Origin of the sequence: Streptomyces sp. NPDC019224 (assembly GCF_040632605.1) — a bacterium.
Classification (GTDB): Bacteria; Actinomycetota; Actinomycetes; order Streptomycetales; family Streptomycetaceae; genus Streptomyces.
In genome coordinates, this window is record NZ_JBEYCF010000010.1 from 1 (window position 1) to 24,474 (window position 24,474).

Sequence of the window (24,474 nt, forward strand, 5' to 3'; positions counted from 1 at the left end):
GCATCGGCCTCGCGGTCGGCGCGGGCGCCGGTTTCCTGATCAGCGGCCGCCACAAGAACCAGCTGTGCGGGCGCCCCCGCACGCCACCCTCCGGAGTCCGCGACCGCCGCCTCCCACCCTCGTTGTCGAAGCCTTGTGCAGAGAGCCATCCGCTGCTGACGGGTCCACCCTTCGCAAGGCAGACTGTTGACGGCGATATCAACGGCATGGAGCAATCCGGACGGTCTATGACCGATCCGGACACAGTGACCGTGCCGGGCTGTGCGCAGGCAGGATCAGGAGGCAGCAATGGGCCGTGACGACGGGCCACGGGTACGCGTTCCGCGGCAGCGGACCCCCGAGCGGGGCCCGGAGGACGAGGCCGTGCTGCACTTCTCCGTACTCGGTCCCGTACGGGTCAGGCGGGGCGGCGAGCCGCTGCCGTCCGGATCCCCTCAGCAGCGCGCGCTGCTGACGGCGCTGCTGCTGCGCGGCGGGCACACGGCGACGGCCGCCGAACTCATCGACGGCATCTGGGGCGAGGACCCGCCCTCGCAGGCACTGGCCGCGGTCCGCACCTACGCCTCCCGGCTGCGCAAGGTCCTCGGCGCCGGCACCCTCGCCAGCGACTCCGGCGGCTACGCGATGCGGACCGCGCCCGACGCGCTGGACCTGACCGTCGCTCAGGAGCTGGCCGCCGGGGCGGAGAAGGCCCGGGCCGCGGGCGACCGCGACGCGGCGCGGGCCCTGCTGAACAAGGCGCTCGGGCTGTGGGACGGCGAGGCGCTGGCCTCGGTGCCCGGCCCGTACGCGGAGCACCAGCGCACCCGCCTGGAGGAGTGGCGGCTCCAGCTCACCGAGACCCGCCTCGACCTGGATCTGGAGGCCGGCTGCCACGCGGAGGCGGTCTCCGAACTGACCGCGCTCACCGGAGCGCACCCCTTGCGGGAACGCCTGCGCGAGCTGCTGATGGTGGCCCTGTACCGCAGCGGCCGGCAGGCGGAGGCGCTGGCCGTCTACGCGGACACCCGGCGGCTGCTGGCCGAGGAGCTGGGCGTCGACCCCCGCGCGGAGCTGGCCCAGCTCCAGCAGCGCATCCTGCGCGCCGACGAGGAGTTGGCCCGCCCGCCGGCCGAGCCGGCCCCGGTCGCGGCCCCGGTCCGCCCCGCGCAACTGCCCGCGACGGTGCCGGACTTCACGGGCCGGGCCGCGTTCGTCCGTGAGCTGGGCGACCGGCTCGCCACGGCGGAGGGGTCCGTGATGGCCGTCTCCGCGCTGGCCGGCATCGGGGGCGTCGGCAAGACGACCCTCGCCGTCCACGTCGCCCACCAGGCCCGCAAGCACTTCCCGGACGGGCAGCTCTACGTCGACCTCCAGGGCGCCGGTGCGCGGGTCGCCGAGCCGGAGACGGTGCTCGGCGCGTTCCTGCGGGCGCTCGGAACCGCGGACTCGGCCGTCCCGGAGACCCTGGACGAGCGCGCCGCGCTCTACCGCTCCACGCTCGACGGCCGCCGGGTCCTGGTCCTCCTCGACAACGCCCACGACGCCGCCCAGATACGCCCGTTGCTCCCCGGTACGGAGGGCTGCGCCGCGCTCGTCACCAGCCGGGTGCGGATGGTCGACCTGGCGGGCGCGCACCTGGTCGACCTGGACGTGATGTCGCCGGAGGAGGCGCTCCGGCTCTTCACCCGGATCGTCGGCGAGGAGCGGATCGACTCCGAGCGGAAGGCCGCGCTCGACGTGGTCGCCGCGTGCGGCTTCCTCCCCCTCGCGATCCGGATCGCCGCCTCCCGGCTGGCCTCCCGGCGCACCTGGACGGTCTCCGTCCTGGCCGCCAAGCTGGCCGACGAGCGCCGCCGCCTGGACGAGCTCCAGGCGGGCGACCTCGCGGTCAAGGCCACCTTCGAACTCGGCTACGGCCAGCTGGAACCGGCCCAGGCCCGTGCCTTCCGCCTCCTGGGCCTCGCGGACGGCCCGGACATCTCGCTGGCCGCCGCCGCCGCCCTCCTCGACCTGGACCCGCACACGGCGGAGGACCTCCTGGAGGCCCTGGTCGACACGTCCCTGGTCGAGTCCGCCGCCCCGGGCCGCTACCGCTACCACGACCTGGTCCGCCTGTACGCGCGTGCGTGCGCGGAGCGGGACGAACAGGCGCCGGGGGAGCGGGAGGAGGCGTTGTCGCGGTTGCTGGACTTCTATCTGGCGACGGCGGCGGGGGTGTACGCGCTGGAGCGGCCGGGAGACCGGCTGGTCGAGGAACTGGAGCCCGCCGCCCACGCGGGGCTGTCCTTCACCACTCGCCACGACGCCCAGGACTGGCTCTACGCAGAGGCCGACGCACTGTTGGCCTGCGTGCACCAATCGACCGGGCCGGCCAGCCTCCGGCGGGCTGTCGATCTGCTGTGGGCAGCGCTGGACCTGGCGGAGTCCGGGGCCAACTCGAAGCAGTACGAATTGACCGCCACCGTGCTCCTGGCCGCGGCCCGGGAAGGCGGGGATACGTGGGCCGAAGGCCGCGCGGTCATGACACTGGCCAACACGCACCGCATGGCGGGGCGCTTCGACCAGGCCGACCAGGAAGCCGAGAAGGCCATGCACCTCGCCCGGATCTCCCGTGATCCGTTGCCGAGTGGCTGGGCCCCGAACGCACGAGGTGTCATCGCTCTCTACCAGGGTCGCCACGTCGACGGCGAAACCTATCTGAACCAGGCGATCGAGAGCTTCCGCGCCGATACGAACCGTCCGGGCGAGGCGAGTGCGCTCTGCAACCTGTCCCGCATTCACCTGGCCACCGACCGTACCGACAGCGCGGTGAAACTCGCCCAGCAAGGCATGGACATCTATGACGGCATGGGGCATGCACTACGTGGCGCCAACGGACGCTACGCCCTCGGGCTCGCGCTCACCCGGAGCGGGCGGCTCGGCGAAGCCGGAGAACGGCTCCTGGAGGCCTTGGACGTCTTCCGCGACAGCCGTCAGCGCCTGTGGGAGGGGATGACCCTGTACCGCCTGGCCGAGGTGGACCTCTCGGCCGGACGCCCTGCGCAGGCCGCTGCCAACGCCGAGCAGGCACTGACCGTACTTCGTGGGATCGGAGGCGACTGGCGACGCGGTCACGTCCTCACCACACTCGGCCGCGCACTGCTCGGCATCGGCCAGACGGGCCGCGCAGAGGTCTGCTGGCGCGAAGCTCTGGCCCTCTACGAAGAACTGGGTTCCCCCGAGGCTGCCGAACTGCGCGAACTCCTCGCTCCGCTCTCGGCATGACGCGCAGGGGCGAAGCGTTCATCGAACGTTTATCGCCACCGAGCATGCTCATGCACATCGATCCGTCGTGTCGGGGGGCAGACGGATCGGGGGTAGGGCCGCACCGCTAGGGTGAACGGCCTTGGAGCGCCCGTCCGGCAGTCCACGGGGGAACAGCCGGACGGGCGCTCACTGAGCCCTTACACGCCATCACCAACGGGAGTTGAGCCTCATGGGCGAGCCGAAGAAGACCGAGCCGGTCATCAAGCCGACGGACATCCACGCAACCGGCGCGGAAGAAACCGTCAGCCCTCTGAAGGACATCCACGCAACCGGCGAGCCTGCCACCACGGACGACATACACGCCACGAGTGAGCCGGCCAACTAAAGCCGAATCGACGGGGGAACGGCCGCGGCGGCGCGGAGGGGGAGCCGCCGCGGCCGCCGTGTGTCTACGCCCGGTCGGTCAACGGGATCCCGTCAACCTTGCCGGCGTTCGCCGACCGAGGCGCTCACCTCGATGCCGCGCCGGTCGGGTCGGCGGCGCGGCGCCGGGTCTCCGCAAGGTGGACGTTGATGCAGCGGCCGAGGATCAGCGGGGCCTTGAGGTCGTCGGCCTCGAAGGTGATGCGGCGCAGGAGGCTGACGCCGTCGAGTGCGATGCCCTCGCGGGCGAGGACGAAGACGAGGGTGAGGAAGGCGGAGCGGGCGTTGCCGTCGTCGAAGGGATGGAAGAAGCAGATGTCGAGATAGGCGCGGGCGGCGCGGGCGGTCACACCGAGGGGTCTGCCGGTGTCGGCTGCGCTCTCGGCCAGGCACGTGTCGAAGCGGGCACGTGTGTCCGGTCCGATGCCGTAGCGCTCCCTGCCTCCCTTGGCGAAGGCCGTCAGGCTGCGGAACGGTGGCGGCTGCGGGGTGCCCAGGATGTGCTGCTGCCAGCTGCTGACCCGTGTGAAGTCGAGCCGTGCTCCGCGTGCCGCGTCGGCTCGGAGCAGTTCCAGGCCACTGAGCAGGCCTTCGGCCCGGGCAGGGTCGATGGCGCGGTCGAAGGCCCGGATGTCCTCCGCCGCGCCGTCGCGAAGGGGCACCACCGGTTCGTCCGTACCGCTGTCCGGGATCTCGTGCCACGGCACCGATCCGCGCACCGCGAGCCAGCGCTGCAAGTGGTCTCGAACCGGCGTGTCTGCGCGGGTACGGCCGTCGCCCGGCTGCACAGAGAGCGCGAGCTGCTCCGCGACGTCGTCGACCACCACCGTGTCAGGCCCGGTCCAGCTGTGGAACCGTCCGCCGATCGCCTCGTCGACCAAGCCCCGAGCCGCATCGGGCGCGACGCCCCGCGCGACCGCGCCGGAATGCCCGGGCCGGGTCACGATCCTGGCCTCCGGCGTGGAGGTCATCGGACTGCTCGCGGCGGACCGTCACCGCGTGGCGGCGGAGAAGGTCCGGCCGAGCGGACGCCACCGCCTCCCCGGCCCCGCCCCGCCCGGCGACGCGGTGGAGGCGGCGGCCGGCGTCGGTCAGGAGCTCAGCTCAGCCGTCACCCGGCACTTCTTGACGCGGGACACCGTGCGCGGGCTGTCCATCCGGACGGACACGGTCTCCGTCTGGCCGTAGTACGCCTCCACGGTCGCCTCGCCCGTGTCGACCACGTTGCCCCGCGCGTCCAGGAAGGACACGTCGACCTCGTAGGTGTGCGTGCCGGCGGCGACCGGGGTCAGGCGCACGGTGGACGTGGTGAGGGCCTTGCGCTTGCCCTTGGCGGCCCGGGCGCAGCGGAACACGTACACCTTCGGCGCGTCCGACGCGGTGGGGCTCGGGTCGGCGTACGTGGAGCCCGAGGAGCCGCTCGACGAGCTGTAGTCGTCGTCGTAGTCGTCGGAGTCCGTGTCGTGGTAGGTGCCGTTGCTCTTCTTGGAGTTGGAGCAGCCGCCCCCGCCGCCGCCGCTGCCGCCGCTGGACCGGCTCTTGCCGCTCTTGCCGCTCTTGCCGCCGTGGCTGCCGCTGGAGAAGCCGGTGAGCGCGAGCACCACCGCCACCAGGACCACCGTCAGCTTGACGTGCTGCCGTCTCATCGAATCCGCCCCCGCTTGTGTGGTGTTCTGCCGTTTCGGTGCGCTGCCGGCCTGATGGCGGGCGACACGGCACCGTAACCCACAGCATGGCGCGGAAGACCGGCGGGCCGGTCATGGCCCTGTCACGGTCTGGTCTCCGTCTGGTGGCGGGGGTCACCCGTGCGGCGTAGCGTCGGAGCGAGAGCGCTGTGTACCGGGGCCCGGAGCTCCTGGAGGTACGGAGATGGTCCGCAACGTCCTCGGTGCGGTGGTCGCTCTCGCCGGAGCGGCGGCCGCCGTGCTGAGCCCCTTCCGTGACTGGTACGACGGCCGCCTCGGGCGGCACTACCGGCTGGGTGACCTGTTCACCGGCACCGGTGTGACCGGGGCGCGGCCCGGCGGCCTTTTCGGCTCGCTGTGGCTGCCTTTTCTGTGCGCGGCGGTGGTGACGGTGGTGGGGGTCGCGCTGCGCTCCCGTGCGCTTGTCGCCCTGGCGGGCGTGGGGGTGCTCGGGTTCACGGTGCTGTGGATGGTCCGGGTGTTCGAGGTGACCGACAGCCTGGCCGTCACGGGCGACGGGTCCGGGCTGGGGATGGGGGTGGCGTGGGCCGGGAGCGGAGGTGTGCTGATGGTGCTGGGGGCGGTGGTGATGCCGGGGCGAGGGCGGCGGCGACGACGCGACGCGGAGTTCGAGGCGCCGGGGTCCGCCGACCCCGACACGTGGCCGCCGACGCGGGAGCCGGGGCCTTCGGTCCAGACGAGCCCCTGGCCGGAGCCGGAGGGGGACGACCCTTACGTGGGGCCGCCGCCGCCCGACACCTCGCGCCCGTCCGGCGATTGAGGACGAACCCGTCATCGGGTGGGCCCGAACCCCGGGGCGCCGCCCACCGTGCGCAACGGTTCCGTCCTCGAACGCCGGACGGGCCGGGCCCGCTGGGAACCACGGGGCCGGGCCGAAACGGCCGGGCGCCGTCCTACGCCCGCGCGCGGGCGCCCGTGCCCGTGCCCTTCAGCGCGTCCAGCGCGTACACGCAGCGGTCCTTGCTGCACGCGTACACCACGCCGCCCCGGGCCACGGGCGTGCCCGTGATCTCGCCGCCCGTGGCGAGCTTCCAGCGGAGCTGGCCGCCCGACGCGTCGAGGGTGTACAGGACATGGTCCGCGGAGCCGAAGTGCACGCGGCCGTCGGCGACGACCGGCGCGCCGACCACCTCACCACCCGCCGCGAAGCGCCACTTCGGGGTGCCGGTGACCGCGTCGAGGGTGTAGAGCGCGCTGCCGCTGCCCACGTGGACGTTGCCCGCGGCGACGAGCACCGGCTCCGTGGACTGGCGGGCCTCCGTGGCGATGCGCCAGCGGTCCTTGCCGGTCGCGGCGTCCAGGGCGTACACCGTGCCGAGGTAGTCCGCGAGGTAGACCCCGCCGCCGGTGACCGCCGGGCCCGGGGCGAACGCCGGCGGGGACAGGAAGACCGCCGGGCACTCGAAGTGCCAGCGGACGCGCCCGGAGACGATGTCCACCGCGAGGACCCGGGTGCCGGCGGCGACGTACACGTAGCCGTCCGGTGCCGGGGTCACCCGGACCGGGACGCCGCCGCAGGAGGCCGCGTCGCCGACGGGGTACGTCCAGCGCTCGACGCCGGTGCGGGCGTCGAGGGCCTTGAGGCGGGCGTCCTGCCAGACGTAGACCGTGCCGTCGTGGATGACCGGCCCGCCCTCCGGCGTCTCGAAGTCCGTCTGCGCGCCGGTGAGGTCCCACAGCTTCTCGCCGGTCGCCGCCTCCCACGCCTGGACCCCGCCGCCCCGGGTGGCGGTGAGGACCGTGCCCCGGTCGGCCTTGAGCGCGTACACCCAGGCGTCGGTGCCCACCCGCCACCGCTCGGCGCCGGTGGCGGCGTCCAGGGCGTAGAGGGAGGGTCCGTCGGAGGCGTGGATGCGGCCGCCCTCCACGGCCATCGCCCAGGCGACGTCACGGGTCTTGAACTGGCGCCGCCCGTTGCCGGTGTCCAGCGCGTGGACCTCGAAGGAGGTGACGTAGAGCAGGTCGCCGACGACGACGGGCGTGCCCCAGACGTCGTTGGACATGCGGAACCGCCAGGGCCGCCACCGCGCGGGCCCGGACTGCGCGCTGTCGGGGGCCTGCGCCGGGGCCGGTACGGGGGCGGTCGGGGCGACGAGGGAGCCGCCGTTCACCCCGGCGGGCGGGCGGACCCAGCCGGTCGCGGGTCCGGCGTCGGCTCCGGCCGCCGAGGTGCGGACGTCCTGGGCGCGGGGTCCGGGCCCGATCGGCACCTGGACACCGGTCAGCCGCACCGGCCCCCCGGCGTCGGGCACCGGCGCGGGCGGGGCGGGCGGGCGGGCGGGTGCCCCGGTGTGCCGGGGGGCCGCCCAGTCGTCGCCCGGCGGCCGCGGGGGTGCGGGCGGGGCGGCCGGCGGCGCGGCCGGCGGAGCCGTACGGCCACCGCCCCGGCGCCGCTCGATCAGCGCGGTCGCGGGGGCCGGCAGCCACGCCGACGCCGTACCGCCGTCGTCGTCACCGCCGCCGGAGGCGAAGAGGTGCGGGGCGAGCTGGGCCTGCAGCTCGGCGGGGGTGGGCCGCAGCGAGGCGTCCATCTGCATGCAGGACTCGATCAGCGGCCGCAGCTCGTCCGGCAGACCGGAGAGGTCGGGGCTCTCGCGCAGCAGCATGAACACCGTCTCGACCGGGTTGGCCCCCCGGTACGGCGCATGGCCGGTCGCGGCGAACACGAGCGTGGAGCCGAGCGAGAAGATGTCGCTGGCCCCGGTCACGCTCCGCGAGTCCCGGGCCTGTTCCGGCGACATGTACGCCGGTGTGCCGACGGCCACGTTGGTCATGGTGAGCCGGGTGTTGGAGACGCCGGACGCGATGCCGAAGTCGATGACCCGGGGACCGTCCTCCACGACGAGCACGTTCGAGGGCTTCATGTCGCGGTGGACGAGCTGCGCGCCGTGGATGGACTGCAGGGCCTCCGCGATGCCCGCCGCCAGCCAGCGCACCGCCTGCGTCGGCATCGGCCCGCACTCGTTCACGATCTCCTCGAGCGAGGGGGCGGGCACGTACGCGGTGGCGAGCCAGGGCACGGCGGCGCGCGGGTCGGCGTCGACCACGGCGGCCGTGTAGAAGCCGCTGACGGCGCGCGCGGCCTCCACCTCGCGCGTGAAGCGCACCCGGAACAGCTGGTCCTCGGCCAGTTCCGTACGGACGGTCTTGATCGCCACCCGCCGGCCCGACGCGGACCGGGCCAGATAGACCAGCCCCATGCCGCCGGCCCCGAGCCGTCCCAGCACCTCGAAGGGGCCGATCCGCCTCGGGTCGTGCTGCGTCAGCTGCTCCACTACTTGCCACCTCCCCGTACGGACCTCAGGGGACAGAGGTCCGCGAAAATCCCGCCGTGTGCAGCGTCTCATCACTGGGCGCCCCCCGGCGGTGCGCACCCCGATTGTTCCTGGCCGGGTCCCCGGTTGCGAACCCGGGGGCGGATCGGGGTGTCCCGTACCACTCCTCCCGTATCAGGACACAGGCTCCTGAAGTACGGCGAACTCGGCACCCTGGTCGTCCTGGAGGACCGCCATCCGTCCGTACGGGATGTCGAGCGGGGGTTCGGTGACCCGGCCGCCGAGCCGCCGCACGGTCCGGGCGGTGTCGTCGCAGTCGGCGACGTCGAAGCAGCTCAGGAAGTGGCTGGGCAGCTCGGCCGGGAACGCGTCCGTGATGACGCCGCGTCCGCCGACCGCCGTGCCGGGTCCGGGTTCGGTGCCGGGCGGGGACCAGATACGGAAGTCGACGCGTCGCTCGTCGGTGTCCGGGACGCCCGGGGCGGAGTCGTCGATGTCCGCGCAGCGGAAGCCGAACAGCTCGCCGTAGAAGCGTCTGCCCGCCTCCAGGTCGGGGAGCCGCACGTCCACCCAGCACGGCACGGACTGCGCGAATGCGGCCATGGGCCCGGTCCCTTCCGTCGTCGCGGTGACGCCCGTCACCCTCACGGTAGCTTCGCCCTGCGCGCGGCGCGTTCCGCGCCGGGCCCGGCCCCTCCGAAACGAACTCGGGTTCGAATGTTATCCACCGAAGTTATCCACAGGCTGTTAATAACACTCATCGCACTGTGGGCGACGAGGGGCGGCGCGGGCCGCATTCCCCATTTGCTTCGGCCGAATCGCGCTCCGATCACCCGTCGGTAAGCTGACGGCATGACAGGACAAGTGCGCACCGTCGACGGCCGCGTGGCTGGTCGGCGCGGTCAGGCGACGCGGCAGAAGCTGCTCGACTGCCTCAGCGAGATGCTCAGCTCCTCGCCGTACCGGGACGTCAAAGTCATCGACGTCGCCCGGAAGGCGGGGACTTCACCTGCGACCTTCTATCAGTACTTCCCCGATGTCGAGGGCGCGGTCCTAGAGATCGCCGAGGAGATGGCCAAGGAGGGCGCCGGCCTGACCGGACTGGTCGCCGGACGTTCCTGGGCCGGCAAGTCGGGCTGGCAGACCGCCGAACAACTCGTCGACGGCTTCCTCGACTTCTGGCGGCGCAACGACGCGATCCTGCGCGTGGTCGACCTCGGCGCGGCCGAGGGCGACAAGCGGTTCAACAAGATCCGCATGAAGATCCTGAACTCCGTCACCCACTCCCTCACGGAGTCCGTGAAGGAGCTCCAGGCCAAGGGCAAGGTCGACAAGGACGTCAGCGCCGCCGCGATGGCGGGCTCCCTGGTCGTCATGCTGGCCGGCGTCGCCTCGCACCAGAAGGGTTTCACCACCTGGGGCGTCAAGCAGGCCGAACTCAAGCCGAACCTGGCGCTGTTGGTGCACCTCGGCATCACCGGGAAGAAGCCGACGAAGTAGCGACCGCGCCGAACTCCCCACTGGGCGACGCGCGGTGATCCCGAGCGCGCCCAGGTCCTGTCTCGCCGACGGCGGACCACACGCGTGGTCCGCCGTCGGCGTATCCGGACCGGGTCAGACGGGGACGACCGTGAGCACCCCTTCGAGCCCTTTGAAATCGTCCGCGTTGCGCGTGAACAGGGGCAACTCGCCGACCGAGGCGATGGCGGCGATCATCAGATCCATGCGTCGGGGCCTGGGATCGCGGCCCGCGGCAAGGACCAGGGAGACCAGACTCCCGTATCGCGCGGCCGCCTCCCCGTCGAAGGGAAGCGGTTCGAAGTCGGCCACAGCGGCCCCGAGTTTCTCCATGCGCCCGGCCCGGGCGGCGGCGTCCTTGGCCATCGCCACACCTTGCTGCAGCTCGGCCATCGTCACCGCGGTGAGCACAGGGAAGACGGGGAGATCCTCCGCCCGCAACAGATCGAGGTCGATGTAGGCGCAGGTGTCGAGCACGCCCGCACGGTAACGCTCAGCCACGCGGGCGCTCCCAGGGGTCGTCGTCCCCGACGCGGTCCGCGCCACCGAAGAGTTCGTCCGCCTCCTGCCGCATGAGAGCACTGTCCACGCGCGGCAGCCGCCTGTGCCGCGTCACCAGCTCCTCGGCGCTCAGCCTCCGCTTCCGCGTGAGCGGCCGGAGCTCCGCAACCTCTATCCCGTTGCGTGTGATGCGGAAGACCTCACCCGCCTCCACCGCGTCCATGACGTCGGCGGAGCTGTTGCGGAACTCCCGCTGCGTAATCGTCCTCATACACCCACCGTAGCGCGATGTGCTACACCACGCTACGGCGTATGGCGCGAAACCCCTTATTCCACCTTGATCGCCCGTACCGGGCACGCCCGCGCGGCCGCGCCGGCCATCGGGCCCGGTTCGGCCTCCGGCAGGAGCTCGGCACGGGCTTCGTTCCGGGCTCGGGCCGCCTCCGTGAAGCGCCGGCCCTCGCAGAGTCTCTGACAATGGCCGTATGACCGACGCACTCGATCCCGCCGCCCGGCAGTCCTTCCTCGATCTGCTGCACGCCCAGCGCGTCTGGGACACCGATCTCCCCGCCTTCGACCCGGGCGGCGCGCCGCCCACGCCCCACGCCCTCTTCCACGCCTGGTTCGCCGAGGCCGTGGCCGCCGGACAGGCCGAGCCGCACACCATGAGCCTCGCCACCGTCGACGCCGACGGCCTGCCCGACGTACGGACGCTGATGCTGCACGACGTGGACGAGCGCGGCTGGCACTTCGCCACGCACTCCACCAGCGCGAAGGGCCGCCAGCTCGCCGCCCGCCCGTACGCCGCGCTCGGCTTCTACTGGCCGGCGCGGGGACGGCAGGTCCGGGTCCGGGGGCCCGTCACCGCCTGCCCCACCGCCGAGAGCTCCGCCGATCTGCACGCCCGCTCGACCGGGGCCCTGGCCGCCGCCCTGGTGGGGCGGCAGAGCGAGATCCTGGACTCGACGGACGAACTCGCCCGCGCCTCCGACGCCGCCTGGGACCGGGCGCGCGAGGAGCCCGGCGCGGAGGTGGCGAGCTGGACCCGGTACGTGGTCGAGCCGCGCGAGGCCGAGTTCTTCCAGGGTGACGCCCGGCGGCGCCACGTCCGCCTGCGGTACCGCCGCACGGCGGACGTACGGACGGGGGCGGGGGCCTGGGAGCGCGAGCTGCTCTGGCCCTGACCGGCTGCCCGGCTGCCCGGCTGCCCGGCTGCCCGGCTGCCGCGGCCCCTAGCGGGGGCGGAACAGTTCGTCGTCGTGGTCCGGGAAGATCAGCGGCATGTCCCGGCGGAAGTCCGCGACCTCCGCGCTGTCCTCGTATCCGGCGCACAGCGTCTTGGGCCAGTACCAGTATCCGCGTGAGGCGATCAGGAGATCGACGTACTCGGCGAAGGTGCGGCCGGTGGAGGCCAGCTCCTCGCCGAAGTAGTGGTAGCTGACCTTCTCGCCGAAGGCGCCGTCCTCTCCCCGCTCGAATGCCACGCACGCTTCCGGGGTGAAGAAGTCGAAGGGCACCACGGGGCGGAATTCCTGGTCGCCCTTCGGGAACCAGGTCACTCCGCTCCAGTCCCCGAGCACTTTGCCGAGGGGCAGGATGTCGACCAGCCCGCGGGCCGAACCGTCGCCCTCGGTGGACCGCCAGTCCAGCTTGAAGGACCCCACCTGCCGGTAGAACTCCTCCACTCCGGCGGGAAGCCGGGCGCCCGACTCCTCGACGAGGCGGGAGAGCCGGTCGGAGGGAAGGGGCTCGGCCAGTGCGTGGTCCAGCAGCTCGACCCGGGGATTCTCGCGGAGCCCGGCCACCAGCGAGTCGAGTCGTTGCCTTGCGTTGCTCATGTGTGTGCCGTCCGTCGCCTGTTGGATCCGTCGGTGGGAGTTCCTACATGTTGTTGTTCTCGATCTCCCACGCGTCCCCACCCACTTCCTTCCCGTTGGCGTCGTACAAGGTGTACTCGGCTCTGATCATCCCGGGAAGACCGAATCGGTAGATGCTGTCGAAGGCGACGGCTTCCGGAGATCCCGGCGTCATCTTCATATCGGCCGATGTGGGGTGGGAGCTGAAGTCCGCCGTCACGTGGTACCGGGCGGTGTATCCCTTCTGGAGGATGGCCGCCTTGAGACCCTTCTCGACCTTCGCGTGATGCTGGCTGTTGGCCTGCTTGACCAGCGGGGTCAGGTTCTCCAGGTTCTTGCCCGACCCACCCAGGTTGTGGTTCAGGAGGTGCCCTTGGACCATGTAGTTCCTGAACCAGTCCCCGATCGGGGTCCCGCTCGGCGGCCACCAGGCGGGTCGGACCTTGGGGGCCTCTCCCGTACCGAGCTGGCCGGGGAAGAGCTCTCCCTTCATCTCGATCCCCACGCCGTCCGCCGTGCCGTTGATGGTCACGGTGCGGACTCCTTGCGGGTAGTCGACCCGCTGGTTGTAGCCCGACAGCGGAGCCCGCTGCACGACCGCCAGGGGCGCGCGCTGGAGCGTGGCGCCCGAGTACGCGGGGCCTCTGGCGGCGAGGTCCGCACGCTGAACGGGCGCGGGTGCCCGCATGACCCGGGTCGCGTTGGCCTCCGCCTCCCGTTCGAACCGGTCGGAGGGGTCGGAGACGCGCAGCCCGGAGCCGTTGTCGGTGCCGGCGACCGGCCCTTGACGCTGCTGGATGACGTGGGTCAGCTCGTGGGCGAGCGTGTGCTTGTCGGCCCCGCCGTCGCCGATGACCACGTGGTGGCCGGAGGTGTAGGCGCGGGCGCCGACCTCGGCGGCCGAGGCCCTCGCGGCGGCGCCGGTGTGGACGCGGACATCGGAGAAGTCCGCCCCGAGCCGGGACTCCATCTCGGACCGGACCGCGCCGTCCAGCGGCCGGCCGGTCGAGCGCAGCACGTCCGTGACGGCCGAGCGCCGCACCGGCTGCTCCGCGTCCTCGTGCCCGCCGTGCGGGTGGCCGGCGGCCCGCAGCATCTGGACGACGGCCGCGTTCCCGAGACTGCCCTGCAGGGCGAGGAGTTCGGTGACGGGCAGCTCGGTCCCGGCCGCGGGCCTGCGCGCCCGGGCGGAGCCTTGAGCCGCGCCGGTCTTCTCGGCACCGTCCTGGCTGCGCATGGGGACCTCTTCCTGCAGGGGGAATGACTCTCCCTGCATACCCGGCGCGCGGCCCCGGTTCCAGGTCCCCCGGGGCACAGTTGACTGGCCCGGGAGCGCAGCCGGCGGGGCCGGAACGCCCCGCGACGTCCCGGAGGGCGAGGACGTGCCGCAGAGCAGTGGCGGCCTTCACCATGGCCGGTGCGAAAGGGCACCCGGGCCGTCCACGGTCCACGCTGTCGGTGGTCGGTCCGCGCCGCGTGGTCCAGGAACGCGGTCCGGGCGGCCGGGGTGACGGCGAAGGCCGGGCCGGCGGTGCGGGACCGGTACGTGGGGATTCCGGCGGCCCACGGCGACACCTGTCCGCCGGGCCGGCGGTGCGGGCCGCCGGAGGACGGGGCTTCGTGGACGCGGAGCTGCCGCACGGAGTGGTGACCGCGCGGCTCGTGTCCGGCGAGTGGCGCGGAGCGGTGTCGGGCCGTCGGGCCGGGTCAGCCGATCCGGGCGCTCGCGCCCGGGGCCAACCGGTGGTAGCGGGCGGGGACCCCGGGGCCGTGCTCGCCGAGGAAGCCCTCGACCATCGCGGTGCCGATGTCGTTGAGGGCGCCGTCGTGCACGGCGTAGGCGTCGCGGGGCGCGACCTCGCGCACGTAGTCGAGGAGATCACCGACCCTGGACCAGGGAGCGTGCACGGGAAGCAGGAGGGTGGTGACCGGGCCGTCCGGGACGGTCAGGGCGTCACCGGGGTGGAAGAGGGACTCGTCCACCAGGAACCCGATGTTGGGGATGCGGGGGATGTCCGGGTGGATGACCGCGTGCCAGGCCCCGTGCACCCGGATGCCGAAGCCCGCCGCGTCGAAGGCGTCCCCTTCCCCGGTGACGGTGACCCGCGCACCGAGGCCGTCCAGGCGCTTCGCGACGGACGAGTTGGTCCAGATGCGCAGGCCCGGGCGTGCGGCGGCCGCCCGGCGCAGCACCTCCTCCGAGAAGTGGTCGAAGTGTTCGTGCGTCACGAGCACGGCGTCGGCGCCTTCCAGCGCCCCGGGGTCGGTCAGCCCGCCCGGGTCGATGACCAGGCGACGTCCGTCCTTCTCCAGCCGCACGCACGCGTGACCGAACTTGGTGAGCTCCATGACCGGCGTTCCGCCCTTCTCCACCGACGCTTGTTTGTACAACCTGACTGTACAACTAGGCTGCACATATTCGTCTAGGATGACCCCATGAACGAAGACGCGCTGGCCGAGGAGCTGCGGCGGACCGTCGGTGAGCTGGTCCGGGCGGTGCGAACCGTGGACACCATGCCTCCCGGCGAGGCCGCCGTTCTCGGGTTCCTCGATCGCGGCGGTCCCTTGACCACAGCCGATCTCGCCCGTCTGCGCGGCGTCACGCACCAGTCGGCCGCCAAGTCGGTCAAGGACCTCTCCGCCGACGGCCTGGTCCGGGGCGAACAGCACCCGGACGACGGCCGCAAGCTCCTGCTGCACCTCACCGAGGCCGGCCGCTCCCGCCTCCGCCGGGAACGCACCCTCCGCGCGGGTGCCCTCGGTGACGCCATCCGCGAGACGTTCGACCCCGGGGAACGGGCACGGCTGGGCGAAGCCGTCGCTCTGCTGTCCCGTCTGACGGACCACCTCACCGGGCACTGACTCCTACCCGTACGAAACTCGCCCTCAGGTCCGCTTGAAGTACTCGATCTCGCCCAGGGCGATCGGGCGTCCGCCGCCCTGGCCGGCCGCCTCGCGGACCGTGAAGCGGATCGACACGACGTCGCTGATGCCCGTCCGCAGCGTCTGCTCGCCCGGCTTGTCGGCCAGCGTCATGGTCTTCTCGTGCCGCTTCCCGTCCTTCGTCGTGATGAGGAGGACCGCCCGGGTCGGCCTGGCGCCCTTCTGGAAGACCTCCGGCTTCTTCGAGATCCCGGTGTGGACCGTGACGCCGACCAGCCGGAACGGGTCCTCGAACTCGGCGGTCAGCGCGTCGCCCGTCCTCGGCGCCCCCCAGTACGTGTTCGTCACGCCGTCCACCGCCGCCTTCGCCGGGTGTCCCGCGGCCGCCGCGCTCGCCGAGACGCGGGCGGGACTGATCTCCCCCGCGCCGCCGAGCTTGTCCCGGACGTCCTCGACGACGTAACGCCCGGCGGGGATCAGCAGGAAGCCCGCGACCAGGAGACCCGCGATCACCAGGGCGATCAGGGTGCCGCGCAGCAGCCGGCCCGAGCCCGCGCGGACCCGGCGGTCGAACGGCCACCTGGTCCGCCACCAGGGCAGCGGGGCGGCCTGCGCACGCGGCTTCAGGGGCTTGGCGCAGTTGCGGCAGAACGTCCGGCCCGGCCGGTTGTTCGTCCCGCACGACGGGCAGGGCTCGCCGTCCGGCTCCTCGTCCACCGCCGCCGCCCGGACCGTGGGACGGGCGGCGATCGGTATGCCGGGCCGGACGGCCCCGACCGGTTCCTCCGCCGGAGGTTCCGGTTCCGGCCGCGTCGGCCGCGCCGGCTGTACGGGCGCGGGCGGCCGCGCGGGCTGTACGGGGGCGGGGGCGGGCGGCCGCGCGGCGGGCGGCCGCGGGGCGCGGGCCGGCCGGGGCTCCGGTTCGGGTGCGGGGGCCGGCTGAGGGGCGGGGGTCGGCTGAGGGACAGGGGTCGGTTGAGCGGCGGGGGGCGGTTCCGGAGCCGTGCGTGGCTCCTGGGCCTGCCTCCGCGCCGAGCGCCGCGTCGCGCGCGGCTCGGGTTCCGGTTGCGGTCGTGGCTCCGGTTCCGGGGTGGCCGCCGGTTCCGGGGCCGGGCTCGGGGCCGTACGCCGCTCCGGTTCCGGGGCCGGGCTCGGGGCCGTACGCCGCTCCGGTTCCGGCGCGGCCTGCTGCGGGGCGGGGGCCGGGTCGGAGGCCGGCGCCGGGTCGGGGCGCGGACCGCCGGGCCGCACCGCGCTCCGGGTCGACCACCCCAGGTACGTACCGCAGCTCCCGCAGAAGTCCTCGTCCTCCGCGTTGGCCGCTCCGCAGGCCGGGCACGGGCGCGTCATATCAGGCTCCTGTCTCGTCGGCCGGGGCGCCCGGCAGGATCTCCACCCGGCACGTGAGGTGCGCCGGGCAGGAGGCGCGGACCACGGCCAGGACGCGGGTCTCGTCCACCGTGCGTCCGGCGGGGGGCCGGACCCGTACCAGCAGTTCCCCGGTCGGGGCGGGCGGCAGCGCGGAGTCCGGCTCGGCCGACCACGTGACGCCGCCGCCGTCCTGGATGTCCGCCTCCACGCCGAAGCAGAGGCGCAGGTGTTCCACGAGGCCCCGGCGGGTGCCCCGGCGGCGGTGGAGTTCGACGGCGCGGGCGACGGCGGCCCGGCGCCGCTCCACCGGCCAGGACGGGTCGATGCCCGCGCCGACCCAGGACGACAGCCAGGGCAGGAAGTCCTCCGGGGTCAGCGCGGGGTCGAAGTAGGCGGGGAGGTTGTCCAGGGTGGACAGGACGGGCGCGAGGACCGTGTCCAGGCCCGCCGTGAAGCGCTGGGCGAAGTCGTCGTCCGCGTACAGGGCGGGCAGCAGCGCGCCGATCGGGTAGCGGCTGGGGAGTCCGGGGACGGCGGCCCTGGTCACGGGCGCTCCCCGGGCCGGGCCGCGGTGACCGCGATCTGGTGCTGGTGGGAGAAGACCAGGGCGTTCGCGGCGACGTCGATGCGGTCCACGGCCCCGCCGCGCCGGCCGGTGAGCGGGTCGGCGGGGAACAGCCGGACCTCCTCGACCAGGCGGACGCCGGGCACGGCCTGCAGGACGGCGAAGACCTCGCCGTACTGCACGGGCCTGCCGAAGGGCCAGCCGGTGCCGTCCGTGCCGCCCCGGAGGGGGTCGATGTGGCGGAAGAGGGCGTCGAGCGCGGCGGCCCTGACCCGGTCCGTGTCGCCCTCGTCGGCCACCAGGCCGGCGACGACGGTGACGCCCTGGTAGGCGGGGGGTTCGACGACCAGGCGGGTGCCGACGAGCCGCCGTTCGTCGAGCCGGCCGGCCACCGCCGCGAGCACGGAGTCCGGCGGGATCAGCTGCTCGAAGCGGAGCCGGCCGCCCTCGTCGGGGACCGCGTCGGGCACGACCAGGACCCGGACCGCGCCGCCCTCGCCGGGGGCGGCGGGCAGGCAGCGGACCCGGCGCAGCGAGGGCGCGGCCTCCCGGGCGATGGCCTCGTGGTCCTCGGCGGTGACGGCCCGCTCCTGGACGCGGAGGATCTGGGGCGCGCGGACCTTGGCGTTCTCGACGGTCTCGCCGTCGACGCCGCCGCGCGCCGCTTCGCGGTTGGCGACTCCGGCGACGTACGGGACGGAGCTGCGCAGCACGCGGATCGCGCCGCGTGCCACGTTTCCGGCGGCGCCGCCGCCCGTGCGGTAGCGGGTGACGCGGATGTGGGCGCCCTTCGGGGGCACCGCCCCGTACGCCCGCATGGTGCCGTCCGCCTCGCGCACCTCCGGGGGGAAGGCGAAGCGGCCGGCGACGGCGTCGATCCTCACGTGCCGGTCGTCCGGGCCCGAGGCGCCGAAGTGCTCGACCGGGGTCCACCTCTGCCAGCCGTGGTCCGACGCGACCTCGACGAGCGGCGGTTCCCCGTCGAGCAGGAGGGGTGTCCGGGGCACGGCGAACGTCTGGCCGGCGATGCCCTCGGAGGTGCCGAGCGGGACGTCGAGGACGGTCTCCGCGTGCTCGACGCCTGCCGTGCCGCCGACGGTGAAGACCTCGGCCTCGCGGATCGTCGGGGACACGGAGTAGAAGGGCTGGCCGGGGGCGGCCTCGGTGACCCGGCAGCGCAGCCAGCCGGCGCGGGTGCCGGCCGTGACGGAGGCGGTGTGGCCGGGCGGCACGAACACCGTGATCTCACCGGGCCTGTTGAGCCCGCCGGTGGAGTCGGTGCCGGTCGCGCAGGGCACCCAGCGGGCGCCGTCCCACGCCTCCCACACCAGCGGCGGCTGCCGGGGGTCGACGCCGACGCCCTCCACCCGGCTGTCCAGGCGTACGGCGACGATGCAGCGGGGCACGGCGGTGGGCAGGCCGAACAGCAGGGCGTCGCCGGGCTGGGGGCGGGGCTGGAAGCAGGGGATGTCCTTGCCCTCGCCGAGCGGGCCGGTGCGGTCGGTCTGGTCCCCGTTCGCCGGGACGGTGACCAGGCGGATCAGGGAACTCGGCACGATCGCCAGGTCCTCGTCGGTCGAGAAGACCACCGCCTCCTCGGTCTCGCCGCGCGCGGTCGCCACCTCCGTGCCGGCCGGGAGGCGCACGGTGTCCGGCTGCGGGGCGGACAGCCAGAAGTCGACGTCGGCGCGGGCGGCCGTCGGCGGGAACAGCCGCACGCCGAGCAGGTCGAGGAAGGCGAAGTAGTTGCGGTCGGGCACCCGGTTCAGCCGGTACAGCAGCTGGTCGACCATGTACGCGAACGTCTCGATCAGGGTGACCCCGGGGTCCGACACGTTGTGGTCGGTCCACTCGGGTGTGCGCTGCTGGACGTACCGCTTGGCCTCGTCGACGAGTTGCTGGAAGCGGCGGTCGTCCAGGTTGGGCGGGGGCAGGGACATCAGCGGGCTCCCGCTTCGGGGATCGTGTAGAAGGGGAAGACGAGGTTGCGCAGGTCGTTGGTGGACCGCACGGTGTAGTGCACGTCGATGTAGAGGGTTCCCTCCTCGACGGTGTCGAACGCGACGACCACGTCCCGCACCTCGATGCGCGGCTCCCAGCGCTCCAGCGAGCTCCGCACCTCGTGCGCGACGCGGCCGGCGGTGGCGCCGTCGCCGGGCGCGAAGACGTACTCGTGGATGCCGCAGCCGAACTCGGGGCGCATGGGCCGCTCGCCGGGCGCGGTGCCGAGGACCAGGCCGATGGCCTCCTCGATCTCCTGCTCGCGCTCGACCATGCCGATGCCGCCCGTGGCGCCGACGCGCAGCGGGAAGCCCCAGCCCCGGCCGATGAATCCGTGCTCGCTCATACCGGGCCCCCGATCAGGACGTTGGGCGCCCCCATGACGATCTTCGCGCCGCAGCTCGTGGTGTCGCCCATGCGGGCGGCCGGCAGGCCGCCGATCAGGACCGCGCCCCCGGCCGCGGCGGCCGGGTTCGGCATGATGACGTTCCCCGGGCCGAGCAGGGCGTGCGGGGGGATGGCGCACACGTGCAGGCTTCCGGTGACGGCGGCCGGCTTCCCGCCGATCAGCACGGTGGCGACGGCCGCCGCGCCCGGCGGCGGGGTGCCGATGACACCCCCGTGGACGGTGGGGTCGCCCGTACGGGCTGCCTGGGGCATGTGTCTCGTTCTCCTCGATGGGGCGGGGGCGTCAGTTGATGCGGACGAGTGCGGCCTTCAGGACGGCGAGCAGGCCGCCGTCGACGGTGACGCCGGTCTTGCCGCTGACGGTCACCGACCGGCCCTTCACCTGGACGTCGCCGGCGCCCGCGTCGAGCGTGATCCCGGAGCGGCCGAGCGACAGGGAGCTGAGGACCCGGGAGGTGCCCCGGGCGTACACCTTCAGCACGATCTCGCCGCGCCGCTCGTCGAGCGTGACCTCCAGCTGCTCGTCGCCGGTGGCCAGCCGCACCCCGGAGGGGCCGCGCGGGGTGTCGAGCAGTTCGACACGGTTGCCCGAACGGGACACCAGGGAACGGCGGTTGACCTTGCCGCTGGTCGGGTCGACGAGCGGCACGTCGTGCGGGGAGGGCTTGTCGACGCCGTTGTAGAGGCCGCCCAGCACGTACGGGCTGTCGATCAGGCCCTGTTCGAAGCCGACCAGCACCTCGTCGTTGACCTCGGGGCTGAACACCCCGCCGCCGCCCTGGCCGCCCCACTGCACCGTACGGACCCAGTCCGTGACGTACGTGTCGTCGAGCCAGGGGAACTTCAGCCGCACCGAGCCGCGTTCGCCCTTGCCCCGGCCCTCGCGGATGTCGGTGACCACGCCGATCGCCAGCCCCGGCATCCTGGCCCCGGGGACGGGCGCGCCCTGGCCGCCGGTGAGGCCGGTCAGCGAGCGGTCCGGGTCGGTGCTGACCAGCACGGTGGTGCGGTAGCCGCCCTGCGGGTCCAGGGTGTGGTGGGCGGCGGTGGCGGTGTAGCGGCCGGCGAACGCGGGGCCGACGTTGCCGAGGGCGACCGGTTCGCCGGCCCGCAGCTTCGGGTTGCCCTCCGCGACCGCCTCGATCTCCCCGAAGCCCGAGGCGACCCGCCCGGCCACCGCGCCGGCGACCGCGCCGGCCTCCGCCTGGGTCCGGTACGGGGTGTCGGCGACGGTCAGCCGGGCGTTCGGCCCGAAGGCCCCGGCCGCGACGGACGGGCTCGCGCCCGGCACCACGGTGGTGGACCGGACCGACTGCTCGCGGGCGACCAGCCGGGTCTTCGTCTCCACGTCCCAGCCGCGCACCTCCACGCTGTCCGCCCCGTCCGCCCCGGTCAGCACGGCCCGGAGCGCCAGCAGGTTGCGCCCGTACTCCAGCACCATCGGGTGCTTGGACGCGGAGGTGGACGGGGACGGCGCCGAGGCGGCGGGCTTCGGCTTCACGAACTGGAGCACGCCCTTCTCGTCCACCCGCACGTGCGCCCCGCACTCCCCCGCGAGGTACTGGAGGAAGTCCCAGTCCGAGATGTTCGGCTGGGTGAGCTGCTTGTACATCACCGGGGCCGCCTCGACCTTCCCGCACCGCAGCCCGGCCCCGGCGGCGACCTTGCGGACGATGTCGGCGGCCTTCATGTTGCGGAACGCCACCACCTTCCGCCCGCGCCGCAGCCGGTGGGCCTTGGAGAAGGCGCGGACGACGGTGAACGATCCGGTGGTGTCGCTGTCGAGTTCGAGCGCGGTGACCTCGCCGGTGAACAGGCGCTCGCGCGCCCGTTCCTGGACGGTGACCACGGAGATCTTCAGCGGGGTGCCGATGGTGATCCCGGTGGCGGTGAGCAGCGTGTGGTACGGGTCGCGGTACGTCAGCACGGCGCTGTCGGGCAGCCCGACGTTCTCGTCGACGGCGCAGCTCACCAGCTGGGCGGCCCAGGCCTGCGGCAGCTCGGCGGGGGCCTCCACGATCGGGTCGGCGGCGAAGGAGCGGGCGGGGCCGGTCATCGGGCGGCCTCCGCTGCGCCGTCCTCGGCCGCGCTGTCCTCCAGCGCGGGCACGAGGAGTTCACTGCCCGGCGCCAGCCGCATCGGGTCGTCGATGTCGTTGGCCTCGGCGATCGTGCGCCAGGCCGTGGCGTCCCCGTACTCCCGCCAGGCGAGCAGCGGCAGGCTGTCCCCGGCGACGACCGTGTGCGTACGGCGTGCCTCCCGCGAGCCGGACGTCGGGTTCTGCCCGGCCGGGCCGACGCTCGCCTCCTCGATCGACAGCGAGCAGGTGGCGCGCAGCGGCTTCCCGTCCACGTCGAACAGCGTGTACGAGACGGAGAGGGCGGCCAGCACCCCGTCGAACGAGGTCGTCCTCGACGTGCCCCAGTCGAACCGCACCCAGGGGCTCGACGGCTTCTTCCGCCCCAGGCTGCTCGGCGTCGGCACGCAGGCCGTCATCAGCTGCTCGACCGCCTTCTCCACGGAGTTGTCGTGGGTGGCGGTGGCGTCCAGGAACACGTCCAGGGACAGCGAGCGGGGCCCGCTGCCCACGAATTCGGGCAGCGCGGACTCTCCCGCCGTGCGGGACGGGGTCCGGCGCCACTCGGTGGACTTGCTCAGGGAGAGCGTCGCCGGGTTGAACTGGAGCGTCAGCCGGGCCAGGGTGCCGCCGGGCTTGGCGCCGACGTCCGCCGGTGGCTCCATGATGGTCAGCTGGGCGCGGGCACGGCTCGTGCGGGCAGCGGCTGGCACGGGGTCCCTCCTTCCGGCGCGTGCGGTTGTTGACGGGTCATCAGGAAGTCACCAGTCCCTCGTGCGCGATCTCCAGCGTCTCGATCGCCGCCTGGGAGCTGGCCGGGTCGAAGGAGGGCCCCTGCCAGCGGACCGGCACGATGCCCTGGATCTGCCAGCTGATGATCCGGCTGAGGTCGGGGCGCAGGGCGACGATCTCGCCGTCCTTGCGTTCGACGCGTTGCGTCGTCTCGTTCAGCCAGCGCGCGATCTTCAGGGTGTCGGCGGTGACGGGCCGGGTGAGCGTGATGTTGGTCCAGGTGATCCGCCCCGGCAGCTGCCAGGTGAACCCGTTGTTGCCGCCCTCGGCGTAACTCTCCAGCTCCACCTCGGCGCCGAGGCCGGAGCAGGTGTGGAAGGCCCCGAGGTCGCTGCCGCCGATGGTGAGCTTGAAGAACACGCTCGTCGCGAAGATGTTGTCCGTCATCTGGTGCTTTCCTTGTCAGCGGCGGCCGTCGTACGGGCGTCCGGAACGTTCCCGGCCCCGCCGCAGGTCGGCCCGGAGCAGCCGGGCGACGGGGTCGATGAGGCGGCGGGCGAGGTCTTCCACGTCGACGTCGGCCGCGGCGGGTTCGGTGGGGCGCTCGGGTGCGGGGCCCTGGGCGGGCTGCCGCTGGACGACCCGGACGGGCACGCCGGTCAGGCCGGCTTCGGCGACGGCCCGCTGGAGGGCCTGGGCCTGCGTGGCCGGCCGCTGTTCGGCCCGGGGGGCCGGTGCGCGTACGGAGAGGGCCCGCGGTGCGCCGGCGGGCGCGTCGCCCTCGGGCGCGGGACCGGTGGCGGGGGCGCCGGACTCGGCCACGACCGGCATCGCGAGGCGCTGCACCGGGACGGCGGTGCCGCCGGGGCGCGGGGCGCCGGGCGGGTGGGGGCGGACGACGGGCCCCCGCGGGGCGGGACGCGGTTCCGCGGACGGCGGCCGGGGCTCCTGGCCGGTGGGCCCGGCGGGCCCCTGCGGGGCGGGACGGGACGGGAGGGGTGTGTGCGGCCGGGGCGGGGCGACGGGGTCGGCGGCGACCCGCTGGACGGCGGGGGCGGCCTGGGCGGCCGGCGCCCCCTGGTGCTCCTGCGGGCGCGGGGTGTCGCGCCGCCAGGTCGCCGGTACGACGGGCCGGGTGGCGGCGGCCGGCTCCCTGGCCGTGAACCCCTCGGCCGCACCGGTGCGCACGGTGAGGTTCCGCCCGGCGAGCAGGGCGCGGGCCCGCTGGACGGGGGCGCCCTGGACGGCGCGCCGGGAGGCGATGCGGCGGACGCGGACGGGGGCGGTGCCGTCGGCGGGGCGCCGGACGGCGGGCGGTGCTGCGGTGGGTGATTGCGCGGCGGGCGGTTGGGTGGGGGCCGTTGCGGGGGCGGTGCGCAGGGGCATCGCGGGAGGCTGCGGGGTGGCCGCCGCGGGCTGCGCGGGACGCGGGGCGTCGCTCGCGGTGCCGGCGGTCGGCGGGAGCGCGGACAGGGGGGCGCCGAGCCCGCCCCGGATACGGGCCTGCGAACCGGGGCCGGTGGGCGGGGCCGGGCGCGCGGAGGCGGGTGCGGCGGCCCCGGCCGGGGCGGGCGCGGACGCCGGGGCGGGGGCGGCGGCGGTTTCGGACGCCTGCCGCTGGACGACCGGCAGCGCGGGGGCCGGCGGGGCATCCGGGACGAACGGGGCCGCCTCGGGCGGCAGTTCGCGGAGGGGCTTGCCCAGGACGGGGCGCATGGCGGGCGCGCCCGCGGGCCGCTCCGGGGAAACGGCTGCGGGGCGCTCCGGGGGCGCGGCGGACACCGACCCGTCCGACTGCCGCTGAACCACCGGCAGGACCGACCCCGACGAGACCGGACCACCACCGGCGGACGGCACCGACGAGCTTGCTCCGGAAGGCAGCTCACCCAAAGGCCCGCCCAGCGCAGGACGCACCGCAGACGCGGCGGAC

Annotated in this window: 24 protein-coding genes and 1 pseudogene; 7 read left to right on the forward strand and 18 right to left on the reverse strand. The window is 74.1% G+C overall.

From position 1 onward, the window contains the following. The 3 genes from ABZ564_RS08670 to ABZ564_RS08680 all read left to right on the forward strand — a co-directional run. Positions 1-299, forward strand: a 299-nt coding sequence (locus ABZ564_RS08670; RefSeq protein ID WP_360851731.1) for a hypothetical protein, incomplete at its 5' end; no start/stop codon positions are given. Next, positions 289-3,246, forward strand: a complete 2,958-nt coding sequence (locus ABZ564_RS08675) for a BTAD domain-containing putative transcriptional regulator (RefSeq protein WP_360851734.1) — start codon at positions 289-291, stop codon at positions 3,244-3,246. The genes ABZ564_RS08670 and ABZ564_RS08675, both read left to right, overlap by 11 nt. Positions 3,247-3,457: 211 nt before the next feature. Further along, on the forward strand, positions 3,458-3,613 hold the full coding sequence (locus tag ABZ564_RS08680) for a hypothetical protein (RefSeq protein WP_360851737.1): 156 nt from the start codon (positions 3,458-3,460) through the stop codon (positions 3,611-3,613). A 124-nt stretch (positions 3,614-3,737) separates the two neighbouring features. Here ABZ564_RS08680 and ABZ564_RS08685 read toward each other — a convergent pair whose 3' ends face one another. Continuing rightward, a complete protein-coding gene (locus ABZ564_RS08685; RefSeq protein WP_360851740.1) occupies positions 3,738-4,622 on the reverse strand; it encodes a hypothetical protein in 885 nt (294 codons plus the stop codon). Between the two features lie 120 nt (positions 4,623-4,742). Next, positions 4,743-5,297 (reverse strand): hypothetical protein, encoded by a 555-nt coding sequence (locus ABZ564_RS08690; protein WP_360851743.1) that lies wholly within the window; start codon positions 5,295-5,297, stop codon positions 4,743-4,745. Positions 5,298-5,520: 223 nt separating this feature from the next. On the opposite strand from ABZ564_RS08690, the gene ABZ564_RS08695 reads away from it, so the two are divergent. After that, the gene (locus ABZ564_RS08695; RefSeq protein ID WP_360851746.1) at positions 5,521-6,117 is read left to right on the forward strand and encodes a hypothetical protein; all 597 of its coding nucleotides are present in this window, start codon (positions 5,521-5,523) and stop codon (positions 6,115-6,117) included. A gap of 133 nt (positions 6,118-6,250) precedes the next feature. Here the strand turns inward: ABZ564_RS08695 and ABZ564_RS08700 are convergent, their stop codons facing one another. Together ABZ564_RS08700 and ABZ564_RS08705 are read right to left on the reverse strand one after the other, a co-directional pair. Continuing rightward, positions 6,251-8,632 (reverse strand): PQQ-binding-like beta-propeller repeat protein, encoded by a 2,382-nt coding sequence (locus ABZ564_RS08700; protein ID WP_360851749.1) that lies wholly within the window; start codon positions 8,630-8,632, stop codon positions 6,251-6,253. A gap of 174 nt (positions 8,633-8,806) precedes the next feature. Then, complete coding sequence (locus ABZ564_RS08705; RefSeq protein WP_360851753.1) at positions 8,807-9,235, reverse strand: VOC family protein; 429 nt, start codon at positions 9,233-9,235, stop codon at positions 8,807-8,809. Between the two features lie 249 nt (positions 9,236-9,484). Here ABZ564_RS08705 and ABZ564_RS08710 point away from each other — a divergent pair, with 249 nt between their 5' ends. Further along, positions 9,485-10,132, forward strand: a complete 648-nt coding sequence (locus ABZ564_RS08710; RefSeq protein WP_360851756.1) for a TetR family transcriptional regulator — start codon at positions 9,485-9,487, stop codon at positions 10,130-10,132. A 114-nt stretch (positions 10,133-10,246) separates the two neighbouring features. On the opposite strand, the gene ABZ564_RS08715 is transcribed toward ABZ564_RS08710, so the two are convergent. Both ABZ564_RS08715 and ABZ564_RS08720 read right to left on the reverse strand, forming a co-directional pair. Continuing rightward, entirely contained in the window at positions 10,247-10,627 is a 381-nt protein-coding gene (locus ABZ564_RS08715) for a type II toxin-antitoxin system VapC family toxin (RefSeq protein WP_360851758.1), read from the reverse strand. A 16-nt stretch (positions 10,628-10,643) separates the two neighbouring features. After that, positions 10,644-10,922 (reverse strand): type II toxin-antitoxin system prevent-host-death family antitoxin, encoded by a 279-nt coding sequence (locus ABZ564_RS08720; RefSeq protein ID WP_360851761.1) that lies wholly within the window; start codon positions 10,920-10,922, stop codon positions 10,644-10,646. Positions 10,923-11,136: 214 nt separating this feature from the next. Between ABZ564_RS08720 and ABZ564_RS08725 the strand changes: the two genes are divergently transcribed. After that, positions 11,137-11,835: a pyridoxal 5'-phosphate synthase gene (locus ABZ564_RS08725; RefSeq protein WP_360851763.1), complete on the forward strand. Its 699-nt coding sequence runs from the start codon at positions 11,137-11,139 to the stop codon at positions 11,833-11,835. A gap of 48 nt (positions 11,836-11,883) precedes the next feature. Here the strand turns inward: ABZ564_RS08725 and ABZ564_RS08730 are convergent, their stop codons facing one another. The 3 genes from ABZ564_RS08730 to ABZ564_RS08740 all read right to left on the reverse strand — a co-directional run bounded on the left by ABZ564_RS08730 (position 11,884) and on the right by ABZ564_RS08740 (position 14,856). After that, positions 11,884-12,489, reverse strand: coding sequence for a hypothetical protein (locus tag ABZ564_RS08730; protein ID WP_360851769.1), 606 nt, complete (start codon positions 12,487-12,489; stop codon positions 11,884-11,886). A gap of 43 nt (positions 12,490-12,532) precedes the next feature. Beyond that, on the reverse strand, positions 12,533-13,744 hold the full coding sequence (locus ABZ564_RS08735) for a DUF4157 domain-containing protein (protein ID WP_360851772.1): 1,212 nt from the start codon (positions 13,742-13,744) through the stop codon (positions 12,533-12,535). Positions 13,745-14,214: 470 nt separating this feature from the next. Next, positions 14,215-14,856, reverse strand: coding sequence for an MBL fold metallo-hydrolase (locus ABZ564_RS08740; RefSeq protein ID WP_360851775.1), 642 nt, complete (start codon positions 14,854-14,856; stop codon positions 14,215-14,217). Positions 14,857-14,943: 87 nt separating this feature from the next. Here ABZ564_RS08740 and ABZ564_RS08745 point away from each other — a divergent pair, with 87 nt between their 5' ends. Further along, complete coding sequence (locus ABZ564_RS08745; protein WP_360851778.1) at positions 14,944-15,369, forward strand: MarR family transcriptional regulator; 426 nt, start codon at positions 14,944-14,946, stop codon at positions 15,367-15,369. Between the two features lie 24 nt (positions 15,370-15,393). On the opposite strand, the gene ABZ564_RS08750 is transcribed toward ABZ564_RS08745, so the two are convergent. The 9 genes and pseudogenes from ABZ564_RS08750 to ABZ564_RS08790 form a co-directional block, all read right to left on the reverse strand. After that, positions 15,394-16,107: a zinc ribbon domain-containing protein gene (locus tag ABZ564_RS08750; protein WP_360851781.1), complete on the reverse strand. Its 714-nt coding sequence runs from the start codon at positions 16,105-16,107 to the stop codon at positions 15,394-15,396. A 634-nt stretch (positions 16,108-16,741) separates the two neighbouring features. After that, on the reverse strand, positions 16,742-17,308 hold the full coding sequence (locus ABZ564_RS08755; protein WP_360851784.1) for a phage tail protein: 567 nt from the start codon (positions 17,306-17,308) through the stop codon (positions 16,742-16,744). Next, entirely contained in the window at positions 17,305-19,266 is a 1,962-nt protein-coding gene (locus ABZ564_RS08760) for a putative baseplate assembly protein (protein WP_360851787.1), read from the reverse strand. Before ABZ564_RS08760 ends, ABZ564_RS08755 begins: the two co-directional genes overlap by 4 nt. Next, positions 19,266-19,673: a GPW/gp25 family protein gene (locus ABZ564_RS08765; RefSeq protein ID WP_360851790.1), complete on the reverse strand. Its 408-nt coding sequence runs from the start codon at positions 19,671-19,673 to the stop codon at positions 19,266-19,268. Before ABZ564_RS08765 ends, ABZ564_RS08760 begins: the two co-directional genes overlap by 1 nt. Next, positions 19,670-19,987, reverse strand: coding sequence for a PAAR domain-containing protein (locus ABZ564_RS08770; RefSeq protein WP_360851793.1), 318 nt, complete (start codon positions 19,985-19,987; stop codon positions 19,670-19,672). The genes ABZ564_RS08765 and ABZ564_RS08770 overlap by 4 nt, the downstream gene beginning before the upstream one ends. Before the next feature lie 31 nt (positions 19,988-20,018). Further along, positions 20,019-21,791 carry a VgrG-related protein gene (locus ABZ564_RS08775; protein WP_360851796.1) on the reverse strand — a complete coding sequence of 591 codons (1,773 nt, stop codon included), beginning with the start codon at positions 21,789-21,791 and terminating at the stop codon, positions 20,019-20,021. Next, the gene (locus ABZ564_RS08780) at positions 21,788-22,477 is read right to left on the reverse strand and encodes a LysM peptidoglycan-binding domain-containing protein (RefSeq protein ID WP_360852173.1); all 690 of its coding nucleotides are present in this window, start codon (positions 22,475-22,477) and stop codon (positions 21,788-21,790) included. The genes ABZ564_RS08775 and ABZ564_RS08780 overlap by 4 nt, the downstream gene beginning before the upstream one ends. A gap of 88 nt (positions 22,478-22,565) precedes the next feature. Then, positions 22,566-22,991, reverse strand: a complete 426-nt coding sequence (locus ABZ564_RS08785; RefSeq protein WP_360851799.1) for a phage tail protein — start codon at positions 22,989-22,991, stop codon at positions 22,566-22,568. 15 nt (positions 22,992-23,006) lie between these two features. Continuing rightward, positions 23,007-24,474, reverse strand: a pseudogene (locus ABZ564_RS08790) (hypothetical protein); the annotation flags it as partial.

Excerpts from the sequence above, each read along its gene's own strand:
- ABZ564_RS08675 (WP_360851734.1), top strand. The coding sequence starts at position 289 with ATGGGCCGTGACGACGGGCCACGGGTACGCGTTCCGCGGCAGCGGACC.
- ABZ564_RS08680 (WP_360851737.1), top strand. The coding sequence starts at position 3,458 with ATGGGCGAGCCGAAGAAGACCGAGCCGGTCATCAAGCCGACGGACATC.
- ABZ564_RS08685 (WP_360851740.1), bottom strand. The coding sequence starts at position 4,622 with ATGACCTCCACGCCGGAGGCCAGGATCGTGACCCGGCCCGGGCATTCC.
- ABZ564_RS08690 (WP_360851743.1), bottom strand. The coding sequence starts at position 5,297 with ATGAGACGGCAGCACGTCAAGCTGACGGTGGTCCTGGTGGCGGTGGTG.
- ABZ564_RS08695 (WP_360851746.1), top strand. The coding sequence starts at position 5,521 with ATGGTCCGCAACGTCCTCGGTGCGGTGGTCGCTCTCGCCGGAGCGGCG.
- ABZ564_RS08705 (WP_360851753.1), bottom strand. The coding sequence starts at position 9,235 with ATGGCCGCATTCGCGCAGTCCGTGCCGTGCTGGGTGGACGTGCGGCTC.
- ABZ564_RS08710 (WP_360851756.1), top strand. The coding sequence starts at position 9,485 with ATGACAGGACAAGTGCGCACCGTCGACGGCCGCGTGGCTGGTCGGCGC.
- ABZ564_RS08720 (WP_360851761.1), bottom strand. The coding sequence starts at position 10,922 with ATGAGGACGATTACGCAGCGGGAGTTCCGCAACAGCTCCGCCGACGTC.
- ABZ564_RS08725 (WP_360851763.1), top strand. The coding sequence starts at position 11,137 with ATGACCGACGCACTCGATCCCGCCGCCCGGCAGTCCTTCCTCGATCTG.
- ABZ564_RS08730 (WP_360851769.1), bottom strand. The coding sequence starts at position 12,489 with ATGAGCAACGCAAGGCAACGACTCGACTCGCTGGTGGCCGGGCTCCGC.
- ABZ564_RS08735 (WP_360851772.1), bottom strand. The coding sequence starts at position 13,744 with ATGCGCAGCCAGGACGGTGCCGAGAAGACCGGCGCGGCTCAAGGCTCC.
- ABZ564_RS08740 (WP_360851775.1), bottom strand. The coding sequence starts at position 14,856 with ATGGAGCTCACCAAGTTCGGTCACGCGTGCGTGCGGCTGGAGAAGGAC.
- ABZ564_RS08745 (WP_360851778.1), top strand. The coding sequence starts at position 14,944 with ATGAACGAAGACGCGCTGGCCGAGGAGCTGCGGCGGACCGTCGGTGAG.
- ABZ564_RS08760 (WP_360851787.1), bottom strand. The coding sequence starts at position 19,266 with ATGTCCCTGCCCCCGCCCAACCTGGACGACCGCCGCTTCCAGCAACTC.
- ABZ564_RS08765 (WP_360851790.1), bottom strand. The coding sequence starts at position 19,673 with ATGAGCGAGCACGGATTCATCGGCCGGGGCTGGGGCTTCCCGCTGCGC.
- ABZ564_RS08770 (WP_360851793.1), bottom strand. The coding sequence starts at position 19,987 with ATGCCCCAGGCAGCCCGTACGGGCGACCCCACCGTCCACGGGGGTGTC.
- ABZ564_RS08775 (WP_360851796.1), bottom strand. The coding sequence starts at position 21,791 with ATGACCGGCCCCGCCCGCTCCTTCGCCGCCGACCCGATCGTGGAGGCC.
- ABZ564_RS08780 (WP_360852173.1), bottom strand. The coding sequence starts at position 22,477 with ATGGAGCCACCGGCGGACGTCGGCGCCAAGCCCGGCGGCACCCTGGCC.
- ABZ564_RS08785 (WP_360851799.1), bottom strand. The coding sequence starts at position 22,991 with ATGACGGACAACATCTTCGCGACGAGCGTGTTCTTCAAGCTCACCATC.